General features: G+C 53.5%; 22 protein-coding genes and 1 tRNA gene. 19 read left to right on the forward strand and 4 right to left on the reverse strand.

Features of this window, described 5'->3' with window-relative positions:
- Positions 1 to 64: 64 nt before the first annotated feature.
- The 3 genes from uvrB (at position 65) to EVJ30_RS08650 (ending at position 6158) form a co-directional block, all read left to right on the forward strand.
- Positions 65 to 2041, forward strand: coding sequence for an excinuclease ABC subunit UvrB (gene uvrB, locus EVJ30_RS08640; protein WP_304984902.1), 1977 nt, complete (start codon positions 65 to 67; stop codon positions 2039 to 2041).
- Positions 2042 to 4915 carry an excinuclease ABC subunit UvrA gene (gene uvrA / locus EVJ30_RS08645; RefSeq protein ID WP_131468784.1) on the forward strand — a complete coding sequence of 958 codons (2874 nt, stop codon included), beginning with the start codon at positions 2042 to 2044 and terminating at the stop codon, positions 4913 to 4915.
- A 64-nt stretch (positions 4916 to 4979) separates the two neighbouring features.
- Positions 4980 to 6158 (forward strand): DUF4097 family beta strand repeat-containing protein, encoded by a 1179-nt coding sequence (locus EVJ30_RS08650; protein ID WP_131455819.1) that lies wholly within the window; start codon positions 4980 to 4982, stop codon positions 6156 to 6158.
- A 93-nt stretch (positions 6159 to 6251) separates the two neighbouring features.
- Here EVJ30_RS08650 and EVJ30_RS08655 read toward each other — a convergent pair whose 3' ends face one another.
- A complete protein-coding gene (locus EVJ30_RS08655; RefSeq protein WP_131468786.1) occupies positions 6252 to 6608 on the reverse strand; it encodes a hypothetical protein in 357 nt (118 codons plus the stop codon).
- Between the two features lie 154 nt (positions 6609 to 6762).
- Between EVJ30_RS08655 and hprK the strand changes: the two genes are divergently transcribed.
- The 12 genes from hprK to EVJ30_RS08715 all read left to right on the forward strand — a co-directional run bounded on the left by hprK (position 6763) and on the right by EVJ30_RS08715 (position 16851).
- Positions 6763 to 7701, forward strand: coding sequence for an HPr(Ser) kinase/phosphatase (gene hprK / locus EVJ30_RS08660; RefSeq protein WP_070328687.1), 939 nt, complete (start codon positions 6763 to 6765; stop codon positions 7699 to 7701).
- Positions 7698 to 8519, forward strand: a complete 822-nt coding sequence (gene lgt, locus EVJ30_RS08665) for a prolipoprotein diacylglyceryl transferase (RefSeq protein ID WP_131455825.1) — start codon at positions 7698 to 7700, stop codon at positions 8517 to 8519. Before hprK ends, lgt begins: the two co-directional genes overlap by 4 nt.
- On the forward strand, positions 8519 to 9169 hold the full coding sequence (gene ppaX, locus EVJ30_RS08670) for a pyrophosphatase PpaX (protein ID WP_131455827.1): 651 nt from the start codon (positions 8519 to 8521) through the stop codon (positions 9167 to 9169). The genes lgt and ppaX overlap by 1 nt, the downstream gene beginning before the upstream one ends.
- Positions 9162 to 9644: an acyltransferase gene (locus EVJ30_RS08675; RefSeq protein ID WP_131455829.1), complete on the forward strand. Its 483-nt coding sequence runs from the start codon at positions 9162 to 9164 to the stop codon at positions 9642 to 9644. The genes ppaX and EVJ30_RS08675 overlap by 8 nt, the downstream gene beginning before the upstream one ends.
- 296 nt (positions 9645 to 9940) lie before the next feature.
- On the forward strand, positions 9941 to 11413 hold the full coding sequence (locus tag EVJ30_RS08680) for a tetratricopeptide repeat protein (protein WP_236636066.1): 1473 nt from the start codon (positions 9941 to 9943) through the stop codon (positions 11411 to 11413).
- Positions 11414 to 11481: 68 nt separating this feature from the next.
- A complete protein-coding gene (trxB, locus tag EVJ30_RS08685; protein WP_070328693.1) occupies positions 11482 to 12435 on the forward strand; it encodes a thioredoxin-disulfide reductase in 954 nt (317 codons plus the stop codon).
- Positions 12436 to 12559: 124 nt separating this feature from the next.
- Positions 12560 to 13432 (forward strand): RNase adapter RapZ, encoded by an 873-nt coding sequence (gene rapZ, locus EVJ30_RS08690; protein ID WP_131455831.1) that lies wholly within the window; start codon positions 12560 to 12562, stop codon positions 13430 to 13432.
- A 1-nt stretch (position 13433) separates the two neighbouring features.
- Positions 13434 to 14429: a gluconeogenesis factor YvcK family protein gene (locus EVJ30_RS08695; protein WP_131455833.1), complete on the forward strand. Its 996-nt coding sequence runs from the start codon at positions 13434 to 13436 to the stop codon at positions 14427 to 14429.
- A 25-nt stretch (positions 14430 to 14454) separates the two neighbouring features.
- A complete protein-coding gene (gene whiA / locus EVJ30_RS08700; protein ID WP_131468788.1) occupies positions 14455 to 15408 on the forward strand; it encodes a DNA-binding protein WhiA in 954 nt (317 codons plus the stop codon).
- 86 nt (positions 15409 to 15494) lie between these two features.
- Positions 15495 to 15731, forward strand: a complete 237-nt coding sequence (locus EVJ30_RS08705) for a hypothetical protein (protein WP_016508644.1) — start codon at positions 15495 to 15497, stop codon at positions 15729 to 15731.
- Between the two features lie 93 nt (positions 15732 to 15824).
- Positions 15825 to 16349, forward strand: a complete 525-nt coding sequence (locus tag EVJ30_RS08710) for a DUF2179 domain-containing protein (protein ID WP_233589578.1) — start codon at positions 15825 to 15827, stop codon at positions 16347 to 16349.
- Between the two features lie 61 nt (positions 16350 to 16410).
- Complete coding sequence (locus EVJ30_RS08715) at positions 16411 to 16851, forward strand: hypothetical protein (RefSeq protein ID WP_131468790.1); 441 nt, start codon at positions 16411 to 16413, stop codon at positions 16849 to 16851.
- A 38-nt stretch (positions 16852 to 16889) separates the two neighbouring features.
- On the opposite strand, the gene clpP is transcribed toward EVJ30_RS08715, so the two are convergent.
- The 3 genes from clpP to EVJ30_RS08730 form a co-directional block, all read right to left on the reverse strand.
- The gene (clpP, locus tag EVJ30_RS08720; RefSeq protein ID WP_255417547.1) at positions 16890 to 17504 is read right to left on the reverse strand and encodes an ATP-dependent Clp endopeptidase proteolytic subunit ClpP; all 615 of its coding nucleotides are present in this window, start codon (positions 17502 to 17504) and stop codon (positions 16890 to 16892) included.
- Between the two features lie 86 nt (positions 17505 to 17590).
- The gene (locus EVJ30_RS08725) at positions 17591 to 19486 is read right to left on the reverse strand and encodes a 3'-5' exonuclease (protein ID WP_131468792.1); all 1896 of its coding nucleotides are present in this window, start codon (positions 19484 to 19486) and stop codon (positions 17591 to 17593) included.
- 129 nt (positions 19487 to 19615) lie between these two features.
- Positions 19616 to 19688 (reverse strand) — tRNA-Arg (locus tag EVJ30_RS08730).
- A gap of 124 nt (positions 19689 to 19812) precedes the next feature.
- Here EVJ30_RS08730 and EVJ30_RS08735 point away from each other — a divergent pair.
- The 4 genes from EVJ30_RS08735 to gap all read left to right on the forward strand — a co-directional run bounded on the left by EVJ30_RS08735 (position 19813) and on the right by gap (position 23417).
- On the forward strand, positions 19813 to 20952 hold the full coding sequence (locus tag EVJ30_RS08735) for an RNA polymerase factor sigma-54 (RefSeq protein ID WP_131468794.1): 1140 nt from the start codon (positions 19813 to 19815) through the stop codon (positions 20950 to 20952).
- 1 nt (position 20953) lies between these two features.
- On the forward strand, positions 20954 to 21211 hold the full coding sequence (locus EVJ30_RS08740; RefSeq protein ID WP_131455847.1) for a glutaredoxin family protein: 258 nt from the start codon (positions 20954 to 20956) through the stop codon (positions 21209 to 21211).
- Between the two features lie 112 nt (positions 21212 to 21323).
- Positions 21324 to 22349, forward strand: a complete 1026-nt coding sequence (locus EVJ30_RS08745; RefSeq protein WP_201738329.1) for a sugar-binding transcriptional regulator — start codon at positions 21324 to 21326, stop codon at positions 22347 to 22349.
- 60 nt (positions 22350 to 22409) lie between these two features.
- On the forward strand, positions 22410 to 23417 hold the full coding sequence (gene gap / locus EVJ30_RS08750) for a type I glyceraldehyde-3-phosphate dehydrogenase (RefSeq protein WP_131455851.1): 1008 nt from the start codon (positions 22410 to 22412) through the stop codon (positions 23415 to 23417).
- Positions 23418 to 23425 lie beyond the last annotated feature (8 nt).

Genomic DNA, 23425 nt, shown 5'->3' on the forward strand with positions numbered 1-23425 from the left:
ATATTTGTTCGTGTATGTGCTATAATCAAGTCAATATGCAAGGAACAGAAAGCGAGGAATATACATGGACAAGATCAATGTTCCGTTCGAATTACATTCGGAATATAGTCCGGCCGGCGACCAGCCGGAGGCGATCCGCCAGCTCATCGAAGGCGTCAATCGCGGCGACCGTTACCAGACGCTGCTCGGTGCGACCGGTACCGGGAAGACGTTCACCGTATCGAACGTCATCCAGGAAGTGAAGAAGCCGACGCTCGTCTTAGCTCACAACAAGACGCTCGCCGGCCAGCTCTATTCCGAGTTCAAAGAGTTTTTCCCGAACAACGCCGTCGAATATTTCGTCAGCTACTATGACTACTATCAACCGGAGGCGTACGTGCCGTCGACCGACACGTTCATCGAGAAAGACGCCTCGATCAACGACGAGATCGACAAGCTCCGTCACTCGGCGACGTCGTCCTTGTTCGAGCGGGACGACGTCATCATCGTCGCATCCGTGTCATGTATATACGGTCTCGGTAACCCGGAAGAATATAACAGTCTCGTCTTAAGTCTCCGCGTCGGCAAAGAGATGGGGCGCGACCAGATGCTCCGCAAACTGATCGACATCCAATATGAACGGAACGACATCGATTTCCAGCGCGGGCGCTTCCGTGTCCGCGGCGACGTCGTCGAGATCTTCCCGGCGTCACGCGACGAGCAGTGCTTGCGCGTCGAATTCTTCGGTGACGAGATCGACCGCATCCGCGAGATGAACCCGCTCACCGGCGAGATCATCGCCGACCGTGAACACGTCTCGATCTTCCCTGCATCCCACTTCGTCACCCGCGACGAGAAGCTGCAAAAGGCGATCGTCAACATCGAGGCCGAGCTCGAGCAACAACTCGAGAAGTTCCGCGAAGAAGGCAAACTGCTTGAAGCACAGCGTCTCGAGCAGCGGACGAACTACGACCTCGAGATGATGCGCGAGATGGGTTACTGTTCAGGCATCGAGAACTATTCGCGCCATCTGAACTTGACGGAGGAAGGGGCGACGCCGTACACGCTCATCGATTACTTCCCGAAAGACTTCTTGCTCATCGCCGACGAGTCGCACGTGACATTGCCGCAAGTCCGCGGGATGTACAACGGCGACCAGGCACGTAAACAAGTGCTCGTCGACCACGGTTTCCGTCTGCCTTCAGCCAAGGACAATCGTCCGCTCAAGTTCGATGAGTTCGAGAAGAAGTTGAGTCAGGCGATCTTCATCTCGGCGACACCGGGCCCGTATGAGCTCGAGCATACACCAAACATGATCGAGCAGATCATCCGGCCGACGGGTCTACTCGACCCGACGATCGAGATCCACCCGATCAAAGGACAGATCGACTACTTGATGGACCAGATCCGTGACCGCATCAAACAGGACGAACGCGTCCTCGTGACGACGCTCACGAAGAAGATGGCCGAAGACTTGTCGGACTATCTCCGTGAAGCGGGCATCAAGGTCAACTATATGCACTCCGAGATCAAGACGCTCGAACGGATCGAGATCATCCGTGACCTGCGGCTCGGTAAATACGACGTCCTCGTCGGGATCAACTTGCTGCGGGAAGGTCTCGATATCCCGGAAGTGAGTCTCGTCACGATCCTCGACGCCGATAAGGAAGGGTTCCTCCGTTCTGACCGGTCACTCATCCAGACGATCGGACGGGCAGCCCGTAACTCGAACGGCCACGTCATCCTGTTCGCCGACAAGATGACCGATTCAATGAAACGGGCGATCGGGGAGACCGACCGCCGTCGCACGATCCAGCAAGAATACAATGAAGAGCACGGCGTCACGCCGCAGACGATCCGTAAAGAAGTGCGCGGCGTCATTCGCGCGACGGTCGCTGCCGAAGAAGACGTGCTCGAGTCGCTCAGCTCGATGAATCAAGACGAGCGCGAGGCGGCGATCGGCAAACTAGAAGAAGAAATGAAACAAGCGGCCCGCGACCTTCAGTTCGAGCGGGCGGCCGAATTGCGTGACTTAATCTTGGAGTTGAAGGTAGGGAATTAAATGGCTGAAAAGAAAAATGCGATCGTCATCAAAGGGGCGCGCGTCAACAACTTGAAAAACATTGATATCGATATCCCTCGTGACCAGCTCGTCGTCTTGACGGGTCTGTCGGGATCAGGGAAGTCATCGCTCGCATTCGATACGATCTACGCCGAAGGGCAGCGCCGTTACGTCGAGAGCCTGTCGGCATACGCCCGTCAGTTCCTCGGACAGATGGACAAGCCGGACGTCGATACGATCGAAGGATTGAGCCCGGCCATCTCGATCGACCAGAAGACGACGAGCCGTAACCCGCGCTCGACCGTCGGGACGGTGACGGAGATCTATGACTACTTACGGCTCCTGTTCGCCCGCATCGGGAAACCCGTCTGTCCGCGCCACGGCATCGAGATCTCAAGCCAGACGATTTCACAGATGGTCGACCAAGTGATGGAGCTCCCGGAGAAGACGCGCCTGCAAATCTTGGCGCCGATCGTGTCGGGACGGAAAGGCACGCACGTCAAAGTGTTCGACTCGCTCAAAAAAGAAGGGTTCGTCCGGGTCCGTGTCAACGGGGAGACGGTCGAACTGACCGATGACATCGAGCTCGACAAGAACAAGAAACATTCGATCGAGGTCGTCGTCGACCGGCTCGTCGTCCGCGCTGACGTCGAAGGCCGCCTCGCCGACTCACTCGAGACGGCACTCCGCCTCGCGGACGGCCGCGCCATCATCGACAAGATGGACGGGACCGAGCTGCTGTTTAGCGAACATCATGCTTGCCCGATCTGTGGCTTCTCGATCGGTGAGCTCGAGCCGCGCATGTTCTCGTTCAACTCACCGTTCGGGGCCTGCCCGACGTGTGACGGTCTCGGTACGAAACTCGACGTCGACCCGGAGCTCGTCATCCCGGACCCGTCGAAGACGCTGAAAGAAGGCGCGGTCGTCGCATGGCAGCCGACGAGCTCGCAATATTATCCGCAGCTGCTCGCCTCGATGTGTCAGCATTTCGACATCGACATGGACGTGCCGTTCGAACGGCTGTCAAAACGTGACCAAGACCTCGTCTTGCACGGGACGGAAGAAGAATCGTTCTTGTTCCGCTACGAGAACGACTTCGGCCAAGTCCGGACGAACACGATCTTTTTTGAAGGAGTGCTCCGCAACATCGAGCGCCGCTATAAAGAGACGACGTCGGATTACATCCGGGAACAGATGGAGACGTATATGGCGACGCACGCCTGCCCGACGTGTAACGGCTATCGGTTGAAAGAAGAGACGCTCGCCGTCAAGATCACCGACCGCCACATCGGGGAAGTGACGACACTCTCGGTCGAGCATGCGCTCGCCTTGTTCGAGTCGCTCATGGACGAACTGAGCGAAAAAGATATCGCCATCGCCCGGCTCATCTTGCAAGAGATCAGAGAGCGGCTCAGCTTCCTGAACAACGTCGGTCTCGACTACTTGACGTTGTCGCGGGCGGCCGGGACGTTATCAGGCGGGGAGGCGCAGCGGATCCGTCTTGCCACGCAGATCGGATCGCGGCTGACCGGCGTCTTGTACGTCTTGGACGAGCCGTCGATCGGCCTGCACCAGCGTGATAACGACCGCTTGATTGCGACGCTCAAACAGATGCGCGACATCGGCAATACGCTCATCGTCGTCGAGCATGACGAGGACACGATGATGGCAGCCGACTACTTGATCGACATCGGACCTGGCGCCGGAGAGCACGGTGGAGAAGTCATTGCCGCCGGGACACCGAAGCAGATTATGAAGAACCGAAAGTCGCTCACCGGGCAATACTTGTCGGGAAAACGGTTCATCCCGCTGCCGGCTGAGCGCAAAGTGCCGGACGAGCGTTTCATCAGGATCGTCAAAGCAGCAGAGAACAACTTGAAAGAGGTCGACGTATCGATTCCGCTCGGTATGTTCATCGCCGTCACCGGTGTCTCCGGCTCCGGGAAGTCGACGCTCATCAACGAGATCCTGTACAAGTCGCTCGCGCACCATATTAACCGCGCCAAAGCGAAGCCAGGGAAGCATAAGACGATCGAAGGGCTGGACCAGATCGATAAAGTCATCGATATCGACCAGTCGCCGATTGGACGGACGCCGCGGTCGAACCCGGCGACGTATACGGGTGTGTTCGATGACATTCGTGACGTGTTCGCGTCGACGAACGAGGCGAAGATGCGCGGTTACAAGAAAGGCCGCTTCAGTTTCAACGTCAAAGGCGGGCGCTGTGAGGCGTGCCGCGGGGACGGGATCATCAAAATCGAGATGCACTTCCTTCCAGACGTTTACGTCCCGTGTGAGATCTGTCACGGCAAACGCTACAATCGGGAGACGCTCGAAGTGAAGTATAAAGGCAAGACGATCGCCGATGTGCTCGACATGACGATCGAGGAAGGACTCGACTTCTTTGACAAGATTCCGAAAATCAAGCGGAAGATCCAGACGATCTATGACGTCGGCCTCGGCTACATGAAGCTCGGACAACCGGCGACCGAACTGTCGGGCGGGGAAGCGCAACGCGTCAAGCTCGCGTCTGAGCTTCACAAACGTTCGACCGGCAAGACGATCTACATCTTGGACGAGCCGACGACCGGTCTTCACGTCGACGATATCGCTCGGTTGTTGGTCGTATTGCAGCGCCTCGTCGAGAACGGGGACACGGTGCTCGTCATCGAGCATAACTTAGACGTCATCAAATCGGCCGACTACTTGATCGACCTCGGACCTGAAGGCGGGGACGGCGGCGGCGCGATCGTCGCGACCGGGACGCCGGAAGAAGTCGCCGAAGTCACGGCGTCGTACACCGGCAAGTATTTGAAACCGGTGCTCGAACGCGATGCGGCCCGGGCCAAACCGAAAGCAGGAAAAAAGAAATAAGTATAGAAATGTTTAGAAACGGGAACATGATTGACGTGTAACCAAATCGAAGGGGGAAACGAACGTGAAACAAGAAATGCGTGAACTGATTCTCCAGCAAGTGAAAGATGGCAAACTGACGATCGAGGAAGGGATGACCCAACTCGAGCGGCTCGAGAAGTTGGAGCCGGAGCGTATGCAAGCGCTTGAAGAACATCAAGAGACGGAGAAGGTCGATGCCTACTCGGTCGAGTCGCTCACGACGAAACTGACGTCAGCGGTCGATGGACTCGTGACGAAACTTCGCGACAGCGACTTCTCGTTCAGCTCGAACTTCGGGCCGGAAGTGACGTACTCGAAATCGTTCCCGTTCACCGGGAAAGACATCCTACTCGACTTGTTCAACGCCTCGGCGACAATCGTCTCGTCGGACCATGACGAGTGTGAACTGATCGTCACCGGTCGTCCGCTCCGGCAGCAAGACGCGGACAAGGCGCTCGAACAGCTCCAGTCGGCCGTCAAACATTCGGTCATCGGCGACCGTCTCGTCATCTCACTTCGTGACAAGCTCGTCCGGGCCCACGTTGAACTGTACGTCCCGCATCATCATTTCGACCACTTGAACGTCCAAACGTTGAACGGTGAAGTCCGTGCCGACGGGATCGACGTCGAGAGCTTCCGCGTCCAGACGGCGAACGGCCGCGTCGTGCTTCACGAGGTGCACGCTTCAGAGATCCTCGTCAACACGGGCAATGGTACGGTCGAGGTCGAAGCGACCGAGTCTGAGCTCGTCCACGTCCGGACCGGTAACGGTTCTGTCATCGTGAACGGGAAGTATGACAAGGCCTCGCTCAAGACCGGCAACGGCAACATCCGCGCCGAACTCGCGACGGCGCGTCCGGCCAAGTTCGAAATCGCTTCGCTCGCCGGGAACATCCGACTCGTCTTGCCTCACGGCGTCGAAGTCGAAGGTGATCTCGAGACGAACTTCGGTGGGCTCCACTGCGACTTAGACGACCTCGAGATCGTCCGCGATCGTAAAGATGTCGCCCAGCGTCGTCTCGAGTTCTTATCAGGCCGTGGTCAGACGCCGCGCATCGAAGTCGAGGCCGGTACGCGTACTGGTACGATCGACCTCGAGCACGGTTCACTCCACACGCCGTCGACGTTCCTCGAAGAAGACAAGCACGAACCGACGGAACCGAATGATCCGGTCGACCCGGTCAATCCGGCCGACTTGAACAACCCGTTCCATCAGCAATGACGATCAACCCCGAAGGCGAGCGCCTTCGGGGTTCTTTTTGTACAGCGTGAATCATAAGAAGCCCGAAGGCAGTTGCCTCCGGGCTTTGTCACGTCATAAATTCATTTCGTTCTCGAACTGTTCCCATTCCATCATCGGGGCGTCATACAACGTGAACGAGCCGATGATAAAGAGGATAAACAGAATCGGTCCAGCGATGAGTAGGAAGATCCCGAGGTTCCGCATTTTTTTCGAGCGGTTCCAGTAGAAGATGATGGCGACGATCATCGAAAGTAACGAGCCAGACAAGAAGACACCGACGATGTTCAGGATGAACAACAAGAGCACCGTCTCGTTCTTCGTCGTCGCATATTCGCGCCACATGTCGATGAGCGACTTGATCAAATAGACGAGCGCCGCGATCCCGACGATAAAAATAAAGGCGATGGCAATCCAAAAGAGTGCGTCCATTTTGTTTCACCTCCTTAATCATCTATACCCGTTCTACGCAATTGCCACAAATTAGTTTCATTCCTTTTGAATTGACAAGTTTTGGCTCAGTTTTCATTAACGCTTCTCATGAGGAGCTATGATACAATAATGAGCGTGAAAGGGGCAGATACTTATGCAAAATATCGTACGCACGGCTCAACTCGTTGAGCGCTTCAAGCTTCAAGTCATTTCCGGGGAAGAAGGGCTTCACCGTCCTGTCGCCACACCGGACCTCAGTCGACCAGGACTTGTCCTCGCCGGCTACTATACACACTATGCGAAGAACCGTCTCCAAGTGCTCGGCAAGACGGAGCTCACGTTTTACGCGAGCCTGTCTGAAGAAAGCCGGCGCGAGCGTGCCAAAATTCTTTGCACGGAGTCGACACCGGGCATTCTCATCACGCGCGGATTCGACATCCCGATCGAGATCGAGGAAGAGGCCGAGGCGGCAAACGTTCCGCTCATGCGCACGAACGCGGTGACGACGTCGATCGAGTCACAGATCACGAACTTCCTCGAGATGGAACTCGCACCGATGACGGCGATGCACGGCGTCCTCGTCGACATTTACGGTGTCGGCGTCCTCATCAAAGGACAGAGCGGCGTCGGTAAATCCGAGACCGCGCTCGAGCTCGTCAAGCGGGGCCACCGTCTCGTCGCCGACGACTCGGTCGAGATCCGGCAGACGGGCGACCAGCTGCTCGTCGGGTCGGCACCAAAACTGATCCGCCACTTGCTCGAGATTCGCGGGATCGGCATCATCGACGTGATGACGCTGTTCGGAGCGGGCGCCGTCCGTTCGCATAAAAAGATCAGCTTGATCATCAACCTCGAGAACTGGGACGCCGGCAAAGTGTATGACCGCGTCGGGCTCGACCATAACACGATGAAGATCATCGACAGTGAAGTGCCGCTACTCACGATCCCGGTCCGTCCGGGACGTAACTTGGCCGTCATCGTCGAAGTCGCGGCGATGAACTATCGCCTGCAAAACATGGGCATCAACACGGCGGAAGAGTTCGCCGAACGACTCGCCAACGCGATCCACGATAACGAAGGGGACATGGAATGATGGTGGAGCCGACGTTTGACCGCGTAGCGTTCGAGATCGGGTCGCTCCCGATCTATTGGTACGGCATGATCATCGCCTTCGGAGCGATGCTCGGTCTCGTCCTCGCCTTGTTCGAGGCGAAGCGACTCAATTATGATTCGGAGCGGGTCGTCGACGTCATCATCTGGGCGATCCCGATCAGTATCGTCTTCGCCCGGATTTACTATGTCGTGTTCCAATGGGATTACTACAGCCAAAACCTCGGGCAGATCATCGATATCCGCCAAGGCGGAATCGCGATTCACGGGGCCATCTTCGGCGCCTTGCTCGTCGTCATCATCTACTCGATGCGTAAATCGATGTCGTTCTGGAAAGTGACCGACATCCTCGCGCCATCGCTCTTGCTCGGTCAAGCGATCGGCCGGTGGGGCAACTTCATGAACCAAGAGGCGCACGGGTCTGAGACGACGAGCCGGTTTTTGAAAGAGACATTGTTGTTACCGGACTGGATCGTCAACCAGATGTATATTGACGGGGCGTACTACTTGCCGACGTTCTTGTTCGAGAGCGTCTGGAACATCATCGGCGTCATCTTGCTCGTCGTTTGGCGCATGGTCGGCAATCCGCCGCGCGGCTACATCTTCTTGTCGTACCTCGTCTGGTACTCGATCGGTCGCTTCTACATCGAGGGACTCCGTACGGACAGCCTCATGGCCGGTGATCTGCGGACGGCACAGCTCGTCTCGATCGCGATGATCGTGTTCGGGATCGTGATGATGGTGTTGCGCCGGAAAGCGAAGCGGTACGATGACCCTTCTGAGAAAGGACTGTTTGATTGATGGATACGATTTTATTTGATTTAGACGGCACGTTGCTCGATACGAACCCGCTCATCCTTGCGAGTTTTCGGCATACGCTCGGGTATTACTTCCCGAACGAGACGTATCGGGACGAAGATATCTTCCCGTTCATCGGGCCGACGCTCGAGAAGTCGTTCAAAGCGCTCAATGAACCGGAATGGAAAGAGATGCAGGCATTCTATCGCAGCTTCAACATCGCCATGCACGACGCGCTCGTCGCCGAATATCCTGGCGTGATCGAAGGACTGCATCGTCTGCACACAAAAGGCTATAAGATGGGCATCGTCACATCGAAAGGCCGGCCGGTCGTCGAACACGGACTTCGCCTGTTCAACATCGACCACTTGTTTGGCGTCGTTGTCACGGCTGACGACGTCGAAAACGAGAAACCGCACGCCGAGCCGGTCGAACAGGCGCTGCGCGCGCTCGGTTCGGCACCGGAACGGGCCGTCATGGTCGGGGACAACGATACGGACATCTTCAGCGGCAAAAACGCCGGCACGAAGACGGTCGCCGTCGGTTGGGCCTTGAAGGGCCGGGCGTTCTTAGAGACGCTCGAGCCTGACGTCATCATCGAGTCGATGGAGCACTTCGAGACGTGGCTCGACGAGGTCACGGTCCATGCGTAAGACGGAACGGTATCATCTGGACGGGCCCAATCCGCTCTGGCAGATGTATCGGACGATCCGCTTCTTGCGAGTCTTCAAAAATACGACGGTCGTCCTCGTCGGGCGTTACTTCCCGTCCGTCAAGGCGAAGCGTTGGCTGTACCGGAACTTCCTCGGGATGAAGATTGGGGAGTATAGCGCCCTCGCCCTCATGGTGACGCCGGACGTCATGTTCCCGGAGCGGATCACGATCGGACGCAACACGGTCATCGGCTTCAACACGACGATCCTTTGTCACGAATATCTCGTCGACGAGTATCGGATCGGTGACGTCCGGATCGGTGACGACGTTTTGATCGGGGCGAACGTGACAATCTTGCCGGGCATCACAATCGGGGACAAGGCGGTCGTCGGAGCCGGAGCCGTCGTGCATCGCGACGTCTTGCCCGGTGAACGTGTCGTCGGCGCCAAACTGCACACTGTCGACACGAAATAGACACAATTTAGCGCGAAATCATTTCATGTTGTTTGATCGGTCTTCGTGTGAAAAATACTTGAGCGGTATCACTTTATTTGAAGGTGATGCCGTTTTTTTGTGTCGTGACGGGAGCTAGGTCATAATGTATATTTTTGTCGAAAAACAATTGTCAGACCTAGTAAAATATATTCATTATAGAAGGAATGTAGTCCCGATTTTTTTAAACTTTTTCGGTTGCCCTCATGGATTGAGTGCGGTATTCTTAATCCTGCAACTAAAAAAAGATACTAGAGACGATGTGGAGGATTTAGAATATGGAAGCGAACTATGAAGCACTAATGACGCTACCCGAACCAGAATCTCCGCTTGCTGCGGAGCTCCACTACTATAGAGGTCGTCGAGCGTTACGAGAAGGTCGCCTAGATGAAGCGACTTTTTTCATGGCTGAAGCAACTGCTGCGGCAGTCCATCGCGTCGATTACCACAAACAGTACGCTGAACTGTTATTCGAAGTAGGGGAGGTCTACCACGCCAACGATGTGTGGAAACGGGTATTAGAACTCGACCAGACGGCGACAGAGGCACTTTATCACCTCGCGAGCAACTGCGCCTATATCTCACAGTACGAAGAAGCGGCCACGTATGCGAGCCGCTATCTTGAACAGGAAGCGCACGGTCGTTACGCGGAATCGGTCCAATCCCTTCTCGAACTGATCGAGCTTGAACAAGAGCTCGAGGACGAAGAAGAGGACGAGTTGATCACGTGGCACACCGAGGCGCAGCAACACATCGACAAAGGTCGGCTCTTCGCCGCCAAGTCGACGCTTGAGCGCTTGATCGATCAATATCCGACGTTTTGGCCGGCGTTCAACAATTTGGCCATCGTCCACTTTTACCTCGGCAACGACGAATCGGCGTTCGAGACGCTCGAGTACGTCCTCGACCAAAATCCGGGCAACTTGCATGCGATCTTGAACACGATTCTTCTATTACATGAGGCCGGACAGTCGGAAGCGGCGCTGCAACTGTCGGTCCCGCTCACACGCGTCCGTCCGATCCAATTTGAATTGCGCTACAAGCTCGCTACGACGCTCGCTCTCGTCGGCCAGTACGACCATGCCTACGAAGAACTGCGTCTATTGAAAGAACGCGGCTTCCGTGGCGACTCACTGTTCGGGCATTGGCTCAGCGTATCCGCCTACAAGACAGGACGTTCTGAAGAAGCGGCTACCTATTTGAACAGTGACGAGCTGAAACAGTTTGAAGAGAAAAATCCGTTCGACATCCGTGACAACCTCGAGTTCCGCTCGGCGCTCGTCCAAGGTCTGCGCCAAGAGGAAGACACGGCCCGCATCGAGATCATTCGGATCATCTCAAAGCTCGCCGATGACGAAGCGTTCGAGGCGCTCGCCTTGACGAACGGATTGACCGACAACGAGACGGTGATCTCGTTCGCCGAAAAGTGTCGCGCTGAAATTTGCGGTTCTTCGTTCACGGGTGACGCCCGGATCGAACGAGGATACGCTGCGCTCGTCCTCGCCGAAACAGAAGTGACGGAAGCAGAACAGATGAGTCTCGACGGCGATTTCTATGAGCGCTTCGCGCGACTGCTGCTAGCGGGAGAAACGTTCGAAGACGTCACGGCATCGGCCGCGGCGCTCGTCTGGATGTTTTATGCGAAACGCGAATCACTCCTGCTCGAGGAATGCGCTGATACGTTCGGCGTCTCGGTCGACACGCTCACCGGGACGATCCGGACGTTCAAGCGGACACTCGAGCAAGCATAAAGATAGACGATACCTCCCTAGGTTTCTTATACTGAAGTCAATCAATTTCATGCAGAGGTGGAATCACTATGACAGAAGAAAAAATCTATGACGTCATTATCATCGGGGCCGGCCCAGCCGGAATGACGGCGGCACTTTACGCGTCGCGTGCCAATTTGTCGACACTTATGATCGAACGAGGCATCCCAGGTGGGCAGATGGCGAACACGGAAGATATCGAAAACTATCCAGGTTACGACAGTATTCTCGGTCCAGACCTATCTCAAAAAATGTTTGACCACTCGAAAGCGTTCGGTGCGGAGTACGCGTATGGCGATGTCCAAAGCATCTCGGACGAAACCGAATATAAAGTCGTCCACGCCCATAACCGTGACTACAAGGCACGCGCCATCATCCTTGCTTCAGGGGCGCAGTATAAAAAAATCGGCGTACCGGGCGAAGAAGAGCTCGGCGGTCGCGGTGTATCCTACTGTGCGGTCTGTGACGGTGCGTTCTTCAAAGGGAAAAACTTGTTCGTCATCGGCGGCGGCGACTCTGCTGTCGAAGAAGGCGTGTTCTTGACGCGCTTCGCGGACAAAGTGACGATCGTCCACCGTCGCGATGAGCTACGGGCGCAGAAGATCCTGCAAAAACGTGCGTTCGACAACCCGAAAGTCGACTTCATCTGGAACCATACGTTGAAAGAGATCGTAGAAGCAGACGGGAAAGTCGGCGGGGCCCGTCTCGTCAGCACGATTGACGGCACGGAGTCGGAGCATGAGATTGATGGCGTATTCATCTACATCGGGATGAACCCGATCACTGGATTCGTCAAAGACCTCGGCATTTTGAACGAGCAAGGCTATATCGTCACGAACGAAGCGATGGAGACGACGATTCCTGGGATCTTCGCCGCCGGAGACGTTCGCGACAAGACGCTCCGTCAAGTCGTCACAGCGACGAACGACGGGTCGATTGCCGCTCAAAACGCGCAACATTTCATCGAGGGTCTCCTCGAGAAATTACAAGAACAAAACGCGTGACCAAGGCAGAAGGGATTGCGGGCAACCGCAATCCCTTCTCTTTTTTTCGGGCGTTCGTTATACTGAGGATAAAAGAGAGCCGAACACACGGCTCGGTTGTCAAATTTAAGGGGGCGTCAGCGACATGGAAGACTTTAAAGGATTAGAAGAATTGATCATCATCAGCGGGATGAGCGGGGCCGGGAAATCGGTCGCGATGAATAGCTTTGAGGACCTCGGCTATTTTTGCGTCGATAACTTGCCACCGGTACTGTTGCCGCAGCTGATCGATGTCATCAGTTCGGTCCGTCCGAAGATCGCGGTCGCGATCGACACGCGCACGCCGGACTTCATCGATAGCCTGTTCATCGTCATCGATGATCTCGAACAAAAGAACGTGCACCCGCATCTGCTCTATCTCGACACACGGGACGAAGTGCTCGTCCGTCGTTATAAAGAGACGCGCCGGTCGCATCCGCTCGCCCCGGAAGACGCACCGCTCGTCGGCATCAAGATGGAGCGTTCGCTGCTCGAAGGGTTCCGTGACCGGGCCCACACGCTCTACGATACGAGCGACTTGAAGCCACAAATGCTCAAAGACCGGATCTTGCTCCAGTTCAACGAGGAGCGGATCCCGTTCACCGTCAACTTCATGTCGTTCGGCTTTAAGCACGGCGTACCGCTCGACATCGATTTATTGTTCGACGTCCGCTTCATCACGAACCCGTTCTACATCCCGGAGCTAAGGCCGCTCACCGGTCAGACGGAAGCAGTCCAGACCTACGTCATGTCGCATCCTGAGGCGCGGGCGTTCTATAAAAAAGTGATCGATATGCTCGAGTTCCTGTTGCCGCAATACAAGCGGGAAGGGAAAGCGCAAGTCGTCGTCGCTTTCGGTTGTACGGGCGGGAAACACCGCTCGATCACGTTCGCTGAAAAAGTATCGGCCCATTTCGCCGAGCGCTACAACGTCAAGACCGTCCATCGTGACCTCGTCCACGCGACGAAGGAGAAGTAAGATGAGACGCGAGAGAAAAGTTGTCGCCATCGGTGGCGGGACGGGTCTATCGACGCTCGTCCGTGGTCTCAAGCATTATCCGCTCGCGATCACGGCGATCGTCACGGTCGGGGATGACGGTGGCAGCTCGGGACGGCTCCGCGACGAGTTCCACATGCTACCGCCCGGGGATATCCGTAACGTCATCTTGGCGTTATCGGAAGTCGAGCCGCTCATGGACCGCATCTTACAGTATCGGTTCGACAGCGGCTACGGGCTCGAAGGTCATTCACTCGGCAACTTGATGTTGACGGCGGCGACACATATTTGTGAAGGGTCGTTCGTCAAGGCGATCGACGTGTTGTCGCAGCTGTTGAACGCCCAAGGGAAGGTCTTGCCCGTCACGGAGACGCTCATGACGCTCGCCGCTGAATTTGAGGACGGGACGATCGTCAAAGGCGAATCAAAGATCCCGCTCGTCGGAAAAGCGATCAAGCGTCTGTTCTTGCTTGAAGAAGGCATCAAAGCAGCACCGGGCGTCGTCGAGGCGATTGAACAGGCGGATGTGATCGTCCTTGGTCCGGGAAGCCTGTATACGAGCATCATTCCGAACTTGTTGATCCCGGAAGTGCGCGATGCCATCGTCCGGGCCGGCGTCCCGATCGTCTATATTTGTAACGTCATGACGCAGCCGGGTGAGACGCAAGGTTACGACGCGATGCGGCATTTGAAGTCGGTCGAGGCGTACCTCGGGAAGTCGACGGTCGATACGATCGTCGTCAACAATGAACCGATTGAAGATATTTATTTAGAGCGCTACCTCGAAGACGGATCGGAAGAAGTCCGGTTCGATCGGAAGAAGCTCCGCAACTATGGCACGAACGTGCTCGCCGGGGACATCGTCGACTATAACCGGGACTATATCCGTCACGATTCGGACGCGATTGCCGGACTCGTCATGCAACGCGTGCTGCGGATCAAGAAACCACGCTCGTACCAGGAGCTTGAACTGAAATAGCAGGAATGGAAAGGAGGGGACCGAGATGAGCTTTGCCTCAGAAGTGAAAAAAGAACTGACGCAACTCGACGTCACCGATGCCGAGGCGAAAGCGGAATTGTCCGCGCTCGTCCGCATGAACGGTGTCATCTCGCTCGCTTTAGGACGGGGGATGACGCTTGACGTCTCGACCGAGAACGCCGCGATCGCGCGCCGCATCTACTCCCTCATGAAACGTCTGTACGACCATCACTTGGATCTGTTCGTCCGGAAGAAAATGCGGTTGAAGAAGAACAATGTCTACATCGTCCGTGTCTCGCAACGCGCCGAGACGATGCTCCGTGACCTCGAGATCCTCGGGGAGAACTATGAGATGATCCGGACACTCAACTCGGATATGACGCGCAACCAGAACCTGGCCCGCGCTTACTTGCGTGGTGCGTTCCTCGCCGGGGGATCGATCAACCATCCGAAGACGTCGTCTTACCATCTAGAGGTGTACAGTCTGTATGAGAACCATAACCAGGCGCTCCGTGACCTCGCCAACCGTTTCGGCTTGAACGCGAAGACGCTCGAGCGAAAAAAAGGGCATATCCTCTACATCAAAGAGAGCGAGAAGATCTCCGACTTCCTTAAACTGATCGGGGCGACGCGCGGCATGCTCGATTTCGAGGACGCCCGCATCATCAAAGACATGCGCAACTCGGTCAACCGGCTCGTCAACTGTGAGACGGCAAACTTGAACAAGACGGTCGGGGCGGCGCTCCGGCAAGTCGAGAATATCAAGTATCTCGAACGGACGGTCGGGCTTGAAATTTTACCGGTCAAGCTCCGCGAGATCGCCGAGCTTCGGGTCACCCATCAAGACGTGTCGCTCCAAGAACTCGGGGAAATGCTCGAGACGGGACCGATCTCGAAGTCGGGCATCAACCACCGGCTTCGCAAAATCGACCAGATTGCGGAGAAAGTTCGCAGAGGCGAAGAAATCGGGTCATCCTGACACCGGTTGCGCCAAAAGCATTCTTCCTATATAATTAGCAATTGTGTATAGGAATTTGAAATGTAAACTAAAGGAGCTTCAACATTATGTCGAATGCAAAGAAAAGACTCTCGCTCACGATTGACGCTGAGCTAGACCGGGTCATCACGGACCGGGCCAAAGAAATCGGGATTCCGAAAAGTGCGCTCGTGACATTCGCGACAAGCCTCTTCCTCAACCAGTTGCGTGCTGAAGAGATGTTGTCAGGCGATACGAACGCGATTTACCAAGTCATCCGTAAAGACTATGAACTGCTCACGAGCGTTGATAATTTAAGCAAATGAGAAAAGGGCTGACCGCGGTCAGCCTTTTTTGGTTGCATCCGTCACGGAAATTTGGAATAGTGGAGTTACTGAATTGGAATGGAGGTCGATCCTATGGGACAAGCGAGCCAACTCTTGCTCATTTTATTATTACAATTACTATTTGTACCGGTGCTCACGCTTCGGACGATCATGCTCGTCAAAGGGAAAACGGTGATTGCGGCCATGTTCGGGACGCTCGAGACGCTCATCTACATCTTCGCGCTCGGTATCGTCTTTCAAGATTTGACGACGCTCGGGATGATCGTGTATGCGGTCGGGTTCGGGCTCGGTATTCTTCTCGGCGGTTTCGTCGAGCGGAAACTTGCGATCGGCTACAACATGATCCAAGTCCACACGCAAGAGTTTCCGGCTGAGCTCATTCAAAAGATGCGCGACAGCGGTTACGGTGTGACGCACTATCAAGGCCAAGGCCGTGATGGAACGCGTTATCGTCTTGATGTCTTGGCGGCTCGGACACGGATGAAAGAATTGCGCCAACTGGTCGAGGAGTATGAACCGAAGGCGTTCCTCGTCGCGTTCGACCCGGTCGATTTCAAAGGTGGATATATGTTGAAAGGGCTCCGACGCCCGAAATGAACGGAAGACTCACGAAAGTGGGTCTTTTTTTTATGGAGTGGGGAATAGACAGGGAAAGGAGATGAGCGTGTTGAAGCGAAAAGGGCGATGGGTGTGGGTGATCGGGTTACTGTTAGTCGGGGGAGGATTGCTCGCGATGTCCTTTTGGAAAGCAGAATCGTCGCTGCGCCCGCCACTGCCGACGGTCCGGGTCGGTTCAGTGACCGCCGAAGTGAGACAGTCGACGTTCTGTTGGTCCGATCAGGGACAAGGGGTATGTGAAGACCATGGGTTACCGGGAGCGGACGACCTGCAGCTCGTCCCGGTCAAACCGGGTGCTGAGATCGACGTGACGTTCCACGCCGAGCCGTCGAACTTTTCATTCAATCAGATTGTCGACGGGGAACTCGTCCCGTCCGAGCAAGTCGTTCCCGATGAACCGGGCGTCTATTTGTTTGAGACGGGCGGGGACTGGGCACAAGGCGACAGCCGTTACGTGTTCGGCGTCAAGGTCGAAGAGTAAATAAAAAACCCATTCTCCGCTGAGAATGGGTTTACGTGTTAACGTGTCATGACTTTATCGATGAGACCGTAGTTGCTCGCCTCATCAGCTGACATGAAGTAGTCGCGCTCTGTGTCGCGCTCGATGACTTCAAGCGGCTGTCCTGTGTTGTCGGACATGATTTGGTTCAACTTCTCACGCATCTTGATGATCCGTTCAGCGTGGATTTTAATGTCCGACGCTTGACCTTGTGTTCCGCCGAGCGGTTGGTGAATCATGATCTCCGCGTTTGGAAGCGCGAAGCGTTTACCTTTTTCACCGGCTTGGAGCAAGAAGGCACCCATCGATGCGGCCATTCCGATACAGATTGTCGATACGTTCGGCTTGATGAAGTTCATCGTGTCGTAGATCGCCATTCCGGAAGTGATCGAGCCACCCGGGCTGTTGATGTAGAGTGAGATGTCCTTATCTGGGTCCTCAGCTGCAAGGAAAAGAAGCTGGGCGACGATCGAGTTGGCGACGTTGTCGTCGATCGCGCTTCCGAGAAGGATGATCCGGTCTTTAAGCAAGCGTGAGTAAATGTCGTACGCGCGTTCCCCGCGACCTGTTTGTTCGATAACTGTTGGAATTAACATTGAATTTGCCTCCTTGTATGTATCGTGTAAACCTATCATAACCGCTATAGTCAATGTTGGTCAAACGGTTAAGCTTTCTAGCCTATATTCCACGATTAAACAGCAATAAAACTTTTAAGTACGACTTAGCTATCTTTCCTCAGTAACCTAGACTTCACTTCAGTTTTGAGAGACTCGAGGTATTGCGTAAAAGCGGATTGCCCAGAGTAAGACAAGAATAAAAATTCTTTGGCGCGAGTCATTCCGATGTAAAGCAATGCCACTTCTCGTTCGACATCACTTTCATATTTGAAAGGCATATTGTCAACATTTACAATGAACACGGCTTGAAAATCTAACCCTTTACTACTATCGATCGTGCTAATTTTTACTAGTTGATCATCTTTTGAGAAGTTTCGTTTAGATTCACTGTTTTCAGTTATCCAGTAATACCCGACTTGTTGTTTATTTAAAGCCCTGCTCAGCACATCCACATAATACATGGTCGATAGTTTCTGAACTCGATATAAGATTATCATTTCCGAGTAAGGGATTTGTTTTTCAACGTGTAACTTTTTAATTTGACGGGCAACAATATCTGCTTCTATGAAAAAATTATCGCATTTAACGATGGCAGGCTCTACTCCACGTCGTCTTGTGCTCTGAGGTGCGATTATTTCACCGTCTAATTCTTTAGAAACTACTTTATTTTTTAATTTTGATTGCGATTGGTAAAAATCCCAAGCGAACTTTACGATTTGGGCCGTATTGCGGTAATTGATACTTAATATTTTAGATCGTCCTCGGAAATCCAGACCTGTGTCTTGTGCATAGCTTCGTTTACGTTTGTAAATGGATTGCGCGCGATCTTCGACAAGGAGGAGTGATTTTGTTTCTGGATTAAGAAGCTCACTCGCGAGCTCTAGCCATTCGGGTTCGAAATCCTGACCTTCATCAATCAAAATTGCGTCGTACATTGGCAAAATCGTTTCATTTTTTCGAAGTTTTTCAATCACGTGTGGTAACGACTGCTCTGAAAACTTTAAATCATGTTTGAGCCATGCGTGGAAGTTACGTATTTGAACATGGTGATCTCTTCTTTTTTCAGGATCGAAGTCGAATAGATCGTCCGGTTCGAGCATCATTTGATTGACCATCTGTTCAATGAAACGTGCAAGTGAAATATTGTAACAAAGGATTAAGATGTTCCAGTCGGGATGTTGTCTCGATAGTAACTTAGCACGACTCGCCAGAATCAACGTCTTCCCACTTCCGGCAACACCACGAATTAGCCTATTTTGATCCCCCAACTGTTTCGCCAAGTTTTCTTGATGTAAATCCATGGCACGAATATTGTGAAGGGAAAGTAGCAACTGGTCTTGATATTGTGCGGTTTTTTTGAACTCGGCACTAATTCTTACTTCGGGGAACAAGTGATATCGAATAGCGTCAATATCATCATGGGTGAGAGGGGTCCGCAGTCGATAGGGGACGGTAAACATATTTAATATTTTTTCGATCAGCACAGTCTCTGAAAAATCATCGTCATCAGGATTTATTTCGTCACGTGTAAAAGAGAATGAAGGGTCAATGACATTATAAAGTCCATGACGTATACATTCATCTTGATTTAGCCTGGTGAACACTACCCCAGAACCGTAAGGGAATTTTAAAGATGATGTGTATTTCCCTTCTGCTTGTATCAAATTTTGATCACGTTTAAGAACATCAACGATATGAAACATATTTTCTCGTGCTTGAACGAAAGGACTTTTTATTTTTTGCTGTTTGCCGTCTGTAGGTGTGATGATCCATTCATCGTTTGTTAATTGAAATAATGTATTACGAGTGTAGTCTTTCACTTCTAGCACTAATAGCCCTAAGTCCGGTCCAATGATTACGAAGTCAGGTCGTCGGCCAAGAATGCTAGGCTCGAAATAGACAATATAGTCATCAGGAAGATAGTGCTTTAACGTACGAAACACTAAGCGCTCTCCTGACGTTGCAGAAGTACGAATTGTTTCAGGAACAGATAAAGCCATCATGTACACCTCAATCACATTTATTTCTTTAAATATACTACATATAGTAATTAATGATATACGATGGATTTTTATTGGTAATAAAACAAAAAAAGACGAAGGCAATTTGCCTTCGTCTTAATAAGTAGATACACCCGGAGAGATTTGAACTCCCGACACCTGGCACCGGAAACCAGTGCTCTATCCCCTGAGCTACGGGTGCATGTTCTCTGACACGATTTATTATACAATTGTTTTTTTGAAAAAGCAATCCTGTTGTTATGTCTTTTTTTGCAAGCGCGTTCGGCGACCATTCGTTACAATTAGAAGTGAGAGGGGTGTGACCGATGCAACGGCAAGAACAGCGTCAACTGCAGAAGCTTCAGCTGACACAAGACATGGTCCGGCGTCTGCCGGTTCTTGAGGCGGACCGGGTCGCGCTCGAGTGGCAGCTCGTCCGGTTGGCTAAACGAAACACGCACGTCACAACGGGCGGTACGGTCGAATGGATTGCGGAGGCGGCGGGCGGTTTTGAAGCACGGCTATTTGAACAGATTGACGAAGTAAGCGGGACCGAGGCCCAAAAGCAGCTTCAAAAACAACTCGTCATGGCGCTCGACCATCGCGGTCTACTTCCGGAGACCGATGCCGTCCTCGCGAAGCGATTCGGTGTTGAGATGGCGGACGTCGATTTGGCCCGGCGCGCACTGTTATTTTTAGAGCCGACCGGGATCGGTGCGGCTTCAGAACATGACTGCCAATACCGTCACGCGATCGAGCATGACGATCCACACGTGCTCGACGTGTTCGAGGCGCTTGACGCAAAGGTCGAGCATGTAGCGGACAGGCTCGGGATGACGACCGACGAATACGAGCGAATCAGCCGAATCGTCGCCACGCTCCCGAGGACACCCATATTATATGAAGAAACCGAGCATATTCTACCCGAACTCGAGGTCGTCGTTCAAGACGGGGAACTCATCACGACGTGGTTCAGTCCGATGATTGACTTGGACGTCGGTTCGGACCGGGAGGCGAAGTGGTGGCAAGAGACGCTCGCGATGCGCGCAGAGACGCTCCGCTCTGTGTGGGCCGTCATCGAGCGACGCCAGGCGGACTGGCTCCGCGGTCAACTCGTCCTGCATCCGCTCACACGAAAAGAAGTCGCCATCGAGATCGGCAAGCATGAGTCGACGGTTGGCCGCGCGATTCAAGGCAAGTACGCCAAGACCGCGGGCGGCGTGATGGAGTGGCGTCACTTCTTCGTCCGCGCCACGTACCACGGCCAAGCCCCGTTCATGATTAAACGGGCGCTCGCCGAGCTGATCCAACAAGAGACGGCGCCTTTGAGCGACCAGGCGCTCACCGATGAGCTGGCCCGGATCGGCTACACCGTGACGCGGCGGACGGTCGCGAATTATCGCGAGGCGCTAGGTTTTGGCAACTCGCGGGAGCGGGAACGACAGTTATGGAAAGGGGAGACGTGACATGGTACTGACGTTATATCGCCGGGAGAACTGCTCGCTCTGTGAGGAGGCGCTCGTCATGCTCGAATGGCTACAGGAAGATTATCCGTTCGAGCTCGAGCAAATCGACATCACGGGCGACGCGTTGCTTGAAGAAAAATATTTATTTGAGATTCCCGTCGTTCTACATGAAGGAACCCTTATTAGTCAAGGGCGATACGATGACGAGAAAGTTGAAGAATTTGTTAAGTATACGCTTACATCGAAAAAAAACGTTTGAAGGGGTTGCCAGACGGTAAGGTGATTGGTAAGATGAACTCGTAGCGGTGGGACGTAAAAATAAAAGTGGGACAATTTTTGTCCACACTTTAAGTCGAGGGGGAATGAGCATGATCCAGCAACTGATTCAAGTTCAGAAGCAAATCGTCCCTGACCTGCTCGACACGCTCCGACATCGTTATGACATCTTACATTATGTCCGGCTCATGCAGCCAATCGGCCGCCGGACGTTGGCCACTAGCCTCGGGCTGACGGAACGAATCTTAAGACGAGAAGTCGACTTTTTGAAAGACCAAGGTCTTCTCACAGTCGCGACCCAAGGGATCTCACTTACAGAATCGGGCCGAAACGTTCTCAGAGACTTGCACGAGGTCATGGGAGAAATCCTAGGGATTTCACAAATCGCACGAGTTCTCGAGCAAAAACTAGGCGTTCGCCAAGTCGTCATCGTACCGGGAGATTCGGACGAGACGTTCTGGGTCCAGCGAGATATCGGTCGGGCCGCCGTCACGCAACTAAAAGCGCGACTGGCACCTGACGACAATATCATCGCGGTCACAGGCGGGACGACGATGGCATCGGTTGCGGCAATGATGTCGCCCGATAAAAAAGAACGACCGATGCATTTCGTGCCGGCACGCGGCGGACTCGGCGAAACGCTCGAGTTACAGGCGAACACCGTCTGTTCTCGAATGGCGGACCGGGCCCATGCCGACTATCATTTACTCCACATTCCGGATGAGGTTTCACAAAAGACGTTTGAACGGATGGTGGAGGAACCAAGCATAAAAAATGTGCTGGAAATGATTAGAGCGGCTCGAATAGTGGTACATGGAATTGGTGAGGCCGAAACGATGGCAAAACGTCGTCACGCCACACCGGAGCATTTGCGGATGATCGAACGGCACGAAGCCGTCGCCGAAGCGTTCGGATATTATTTCAACGCAGAAGGCGAAATCGTTCATCGGGTCAAGACGGTCGGCATCCAATTAGAGGAGCTCGACGACATGGACACCGTCATCGCCGTCGCCGGAGGAAAGTCAAAGGCACAAGCGATTGCCGCATATGCGAAACATAGGCCGAACATCATCCTCGTCACAGACGAAGGTGCGGCCACAGAATTATTAACTCGTTATTAAAGAGTTGACCCCCGTTGGCTCTTCTAATAAATAGCTTCTACCCTAAGGAGGAAATTAACTATGACAGTAAAAGTTGGTATTAACGGTTTTGGACGTATTGGTCGCTTGGCATTCCGCGAGATCTTGAAGAGTGAAGGCGTCGAGGTTGTTGCAATCAACGACTTGACTGACACGAAGATGCTTGCTCACCTTCTCAAATATGACACGACACAAGGTCGTTTCGACGGAGAAGTTGAAGTACACGACGGTCACTTCCTCGTAAACGGCGAGAAAGTCGTTACACTTGCTAACCGCAACCCAGAAGAACTTCCATGGGGCGAGCTCGGTGTTGACATCGTTCTCGAATGTACTGGATTCTTCACAGACAAAGAAAAAGCGGAGCTTCACTTAAAAGCTGGCGCGAAAAAAGTTGTCATCTCGGCACCAGGTACAGGCGACATGAAGACAGTCGTTTACAACGTTAACCACGACATTCTTGACGGTTCAGAAACAGTCGTATCGTGTGCTTCATGTACAACGAACTGCTTGGCGCCAATGGCACAAGTTCTTAACGACAAATACGGTATCGTTGAAGGCCTCATGACGACGATCCACGCTTACACTGGCGACCAAAACACGCTCGACGCTCCACACCCTAAAGGCGACTTCCGTCGTGCACGTGCGGCAGCAGTGAACATCGTACCGAACACAACTGGTGCGGCTAAAGCGATCGGTCTTGTTCTTCCAGCACTCAAAGGTAAACTTGACGGTTCAGCACAACGTGTACCAGTCGCAACTGGTTCATTGACTGAGCTCGTAACAGTTCTCGAGAAAAAAGTTTCTGTTGACGAAATCAACGCAGCAATGAAACAAGCTTCGAACGAGTCATTCGGTTACACTGAAGACGAAATCGTATCTTCTGACATCGTCGGAATCACTTACGGTTCACTCTTCGATGCGACACAAACGAAAGTCATGACAGTCGGCGACAAGCAACTCGTTAAAACAGTTTCTTGGTACGACAACGAAATGTCATACACTGCACAATTGGTTCGCACACTCAAGCACTTTGCTGAAATCGCGAAGTAAGTTCGTGA

It is taken from the genome of Exiguobacterium sp. SH5S13, from assembly GCF_004337085.1.
Taxonomy (GTDB): domain Bacteria; phylum Bacillota; class Bacilli; order Exiguobacteriales; family Exiguobacteriaceae; genus Exiguobacterium; species Exiguobacterium aurantiacum_A.

What these genes read in the sequence shown, in the direction of transcription:
- whiA (WP_131468788.1), top strand. Translation starts at nt 14,455, where the DNA reads ATGAGCTTTGCCTCAGAAGTGAAAAAAGAACTGACGCAACTCGACGTC.
- uvrB (WP_304984902.1), top strand. Translation starts at nt 65, where the DNA reads ATGGACAAGATCAATGTTCCGTTCGAATTACATTCGGAATATAGTCCG.
- EVJ30_RS08740 (WP_131455847.1), top strand. Translation starts at nt 20,954, where the DNA reads ATGGTACTGACGTTATATCGCCGGGAGAACTGCTCGCTCTGTGAGGAG.
- ppaX (WP_131455827.1), top strand. Translation starts at nt 8,519, where the DNA reads ATGGATACGATTTTATTTGATTTAGACGGCACGTTGCTCGATACGAAC.
- EVJ30_RS08725 (WP_131468792.1), bottom strand. Translation starts at nt 19,486, where the DNA reads ATGGCTTTATCTGTTCCTGAAACAATTCGTACTTCTGCAACGTCAGGA.
- EVJ30_RS08710 (WP_233589578.1), top strand. Translation starts at nt 15,825, where the DNA reads ATGGGACAAGCGAGCCAACTCTTGCTCATTTTATTATTACAATTACTA.
- EVJ30_RS08680 (WP_236636066.1), top strand. Translation starts at nt 9,941, where the DNA reads ATGGAAGCGAACTATGAAGCACTAATGACGCTACCCGAACCAGAATCT.
- hprK (WP_070328687.1), top strand. Translation starts at nt 6,763, where the DNA reads ATGCAAAATATCGTACGCACGGCTCAACTCGTTGAGCGCTTCAAGCTT.
- trxB (WP_070328693.1), top strand. Translation starts at nt 11,482, where the DNA reads ATGACAGAAGAAAAAATCTATGACGTCATTATCATCGGGGCCGGCCCA.
- EVJ30_RS08675 (WP_131455829.1), top strand. Translation starts at nt 9,162, where the DNA reads ATGCGTAAGACGGAACGGTATCATCTGGACGGGCCCAATCCGCTCTGG.
- lgt (WP_131455825.1), top strand. Translation starts at nt 7,698, where the DNA reads ATGATGGTGGAGCCGACGTTTGACCGCGTAGCGTTCGAGATCGGGTCG.
- EVJ30_RS08735 (WP_131468794.1), top strand. Translation starts at nt 19,813, where the DNA reads ATGCAACGGCAAGAACAGCGTCAACTGCAGAAGCTTCAGCTGACACAA.
- EVJ30_RS08695 (WP_131455833.1), top strand. Translation starts at nt 13,434, where the DNA reads ATGAGACGCGAGAGAAAAGTTGTCGCCATCGGTGGCGGGACGGGTCTA.
- gap (WP_131455851.1), top strand. Translation starts at nt 22,410, where the DNA reads ATGACAGTAAAAGTTGGTATTAACGGTTTTGGACGTATTGGTCGCTTG.
- EVJ30_RS08715 (WP_131468790.1), top strand. Translation starts at nt 16,411, where the DNA reads ATGAGCGTGTTGAAGCGAAAAGGGCGATGGGTGTGGGTGATCGGGTTA.
- clpP (WP_255417547.1), bottom strand. Translation starts at nt 17,504, where the DNA reads ATGATAGGTTTACACGATACATACAAGGAGGCAAATTCAATGTTAATT.
- rapZ (WP_131455831.1), top strand. Translation starts at nt 12,560, where the DNA reads ATGGAAGACTTTAAAGGATTAGAAGAATTGATCATCATCAGCGGGATG.
- EVJ30_RS08705 (WP_016508644.1), top strand. Translation starts at nt 15,495, where the DNA reads ATGTCGAATGCAAAGAAAAGACTCTCGCTCACGATTGACGCTGAGCTA.
- EVJ30_RS08655 (WP_131468786.1), bottom strand. Translation starts at nt 6,608, where the DNA reads ATGGACGCACTCTTTTGGATTGCCATCGCCTTTATTTTTATCGTCGGG.
- uvrA (WP_131468784.1), top strand. Translation starts at nt 2,042, where the DNA reads ATGGCTGAAAAGAAAAATGCGATCGTCATCAAAGGGGCGCGCGTCAAC.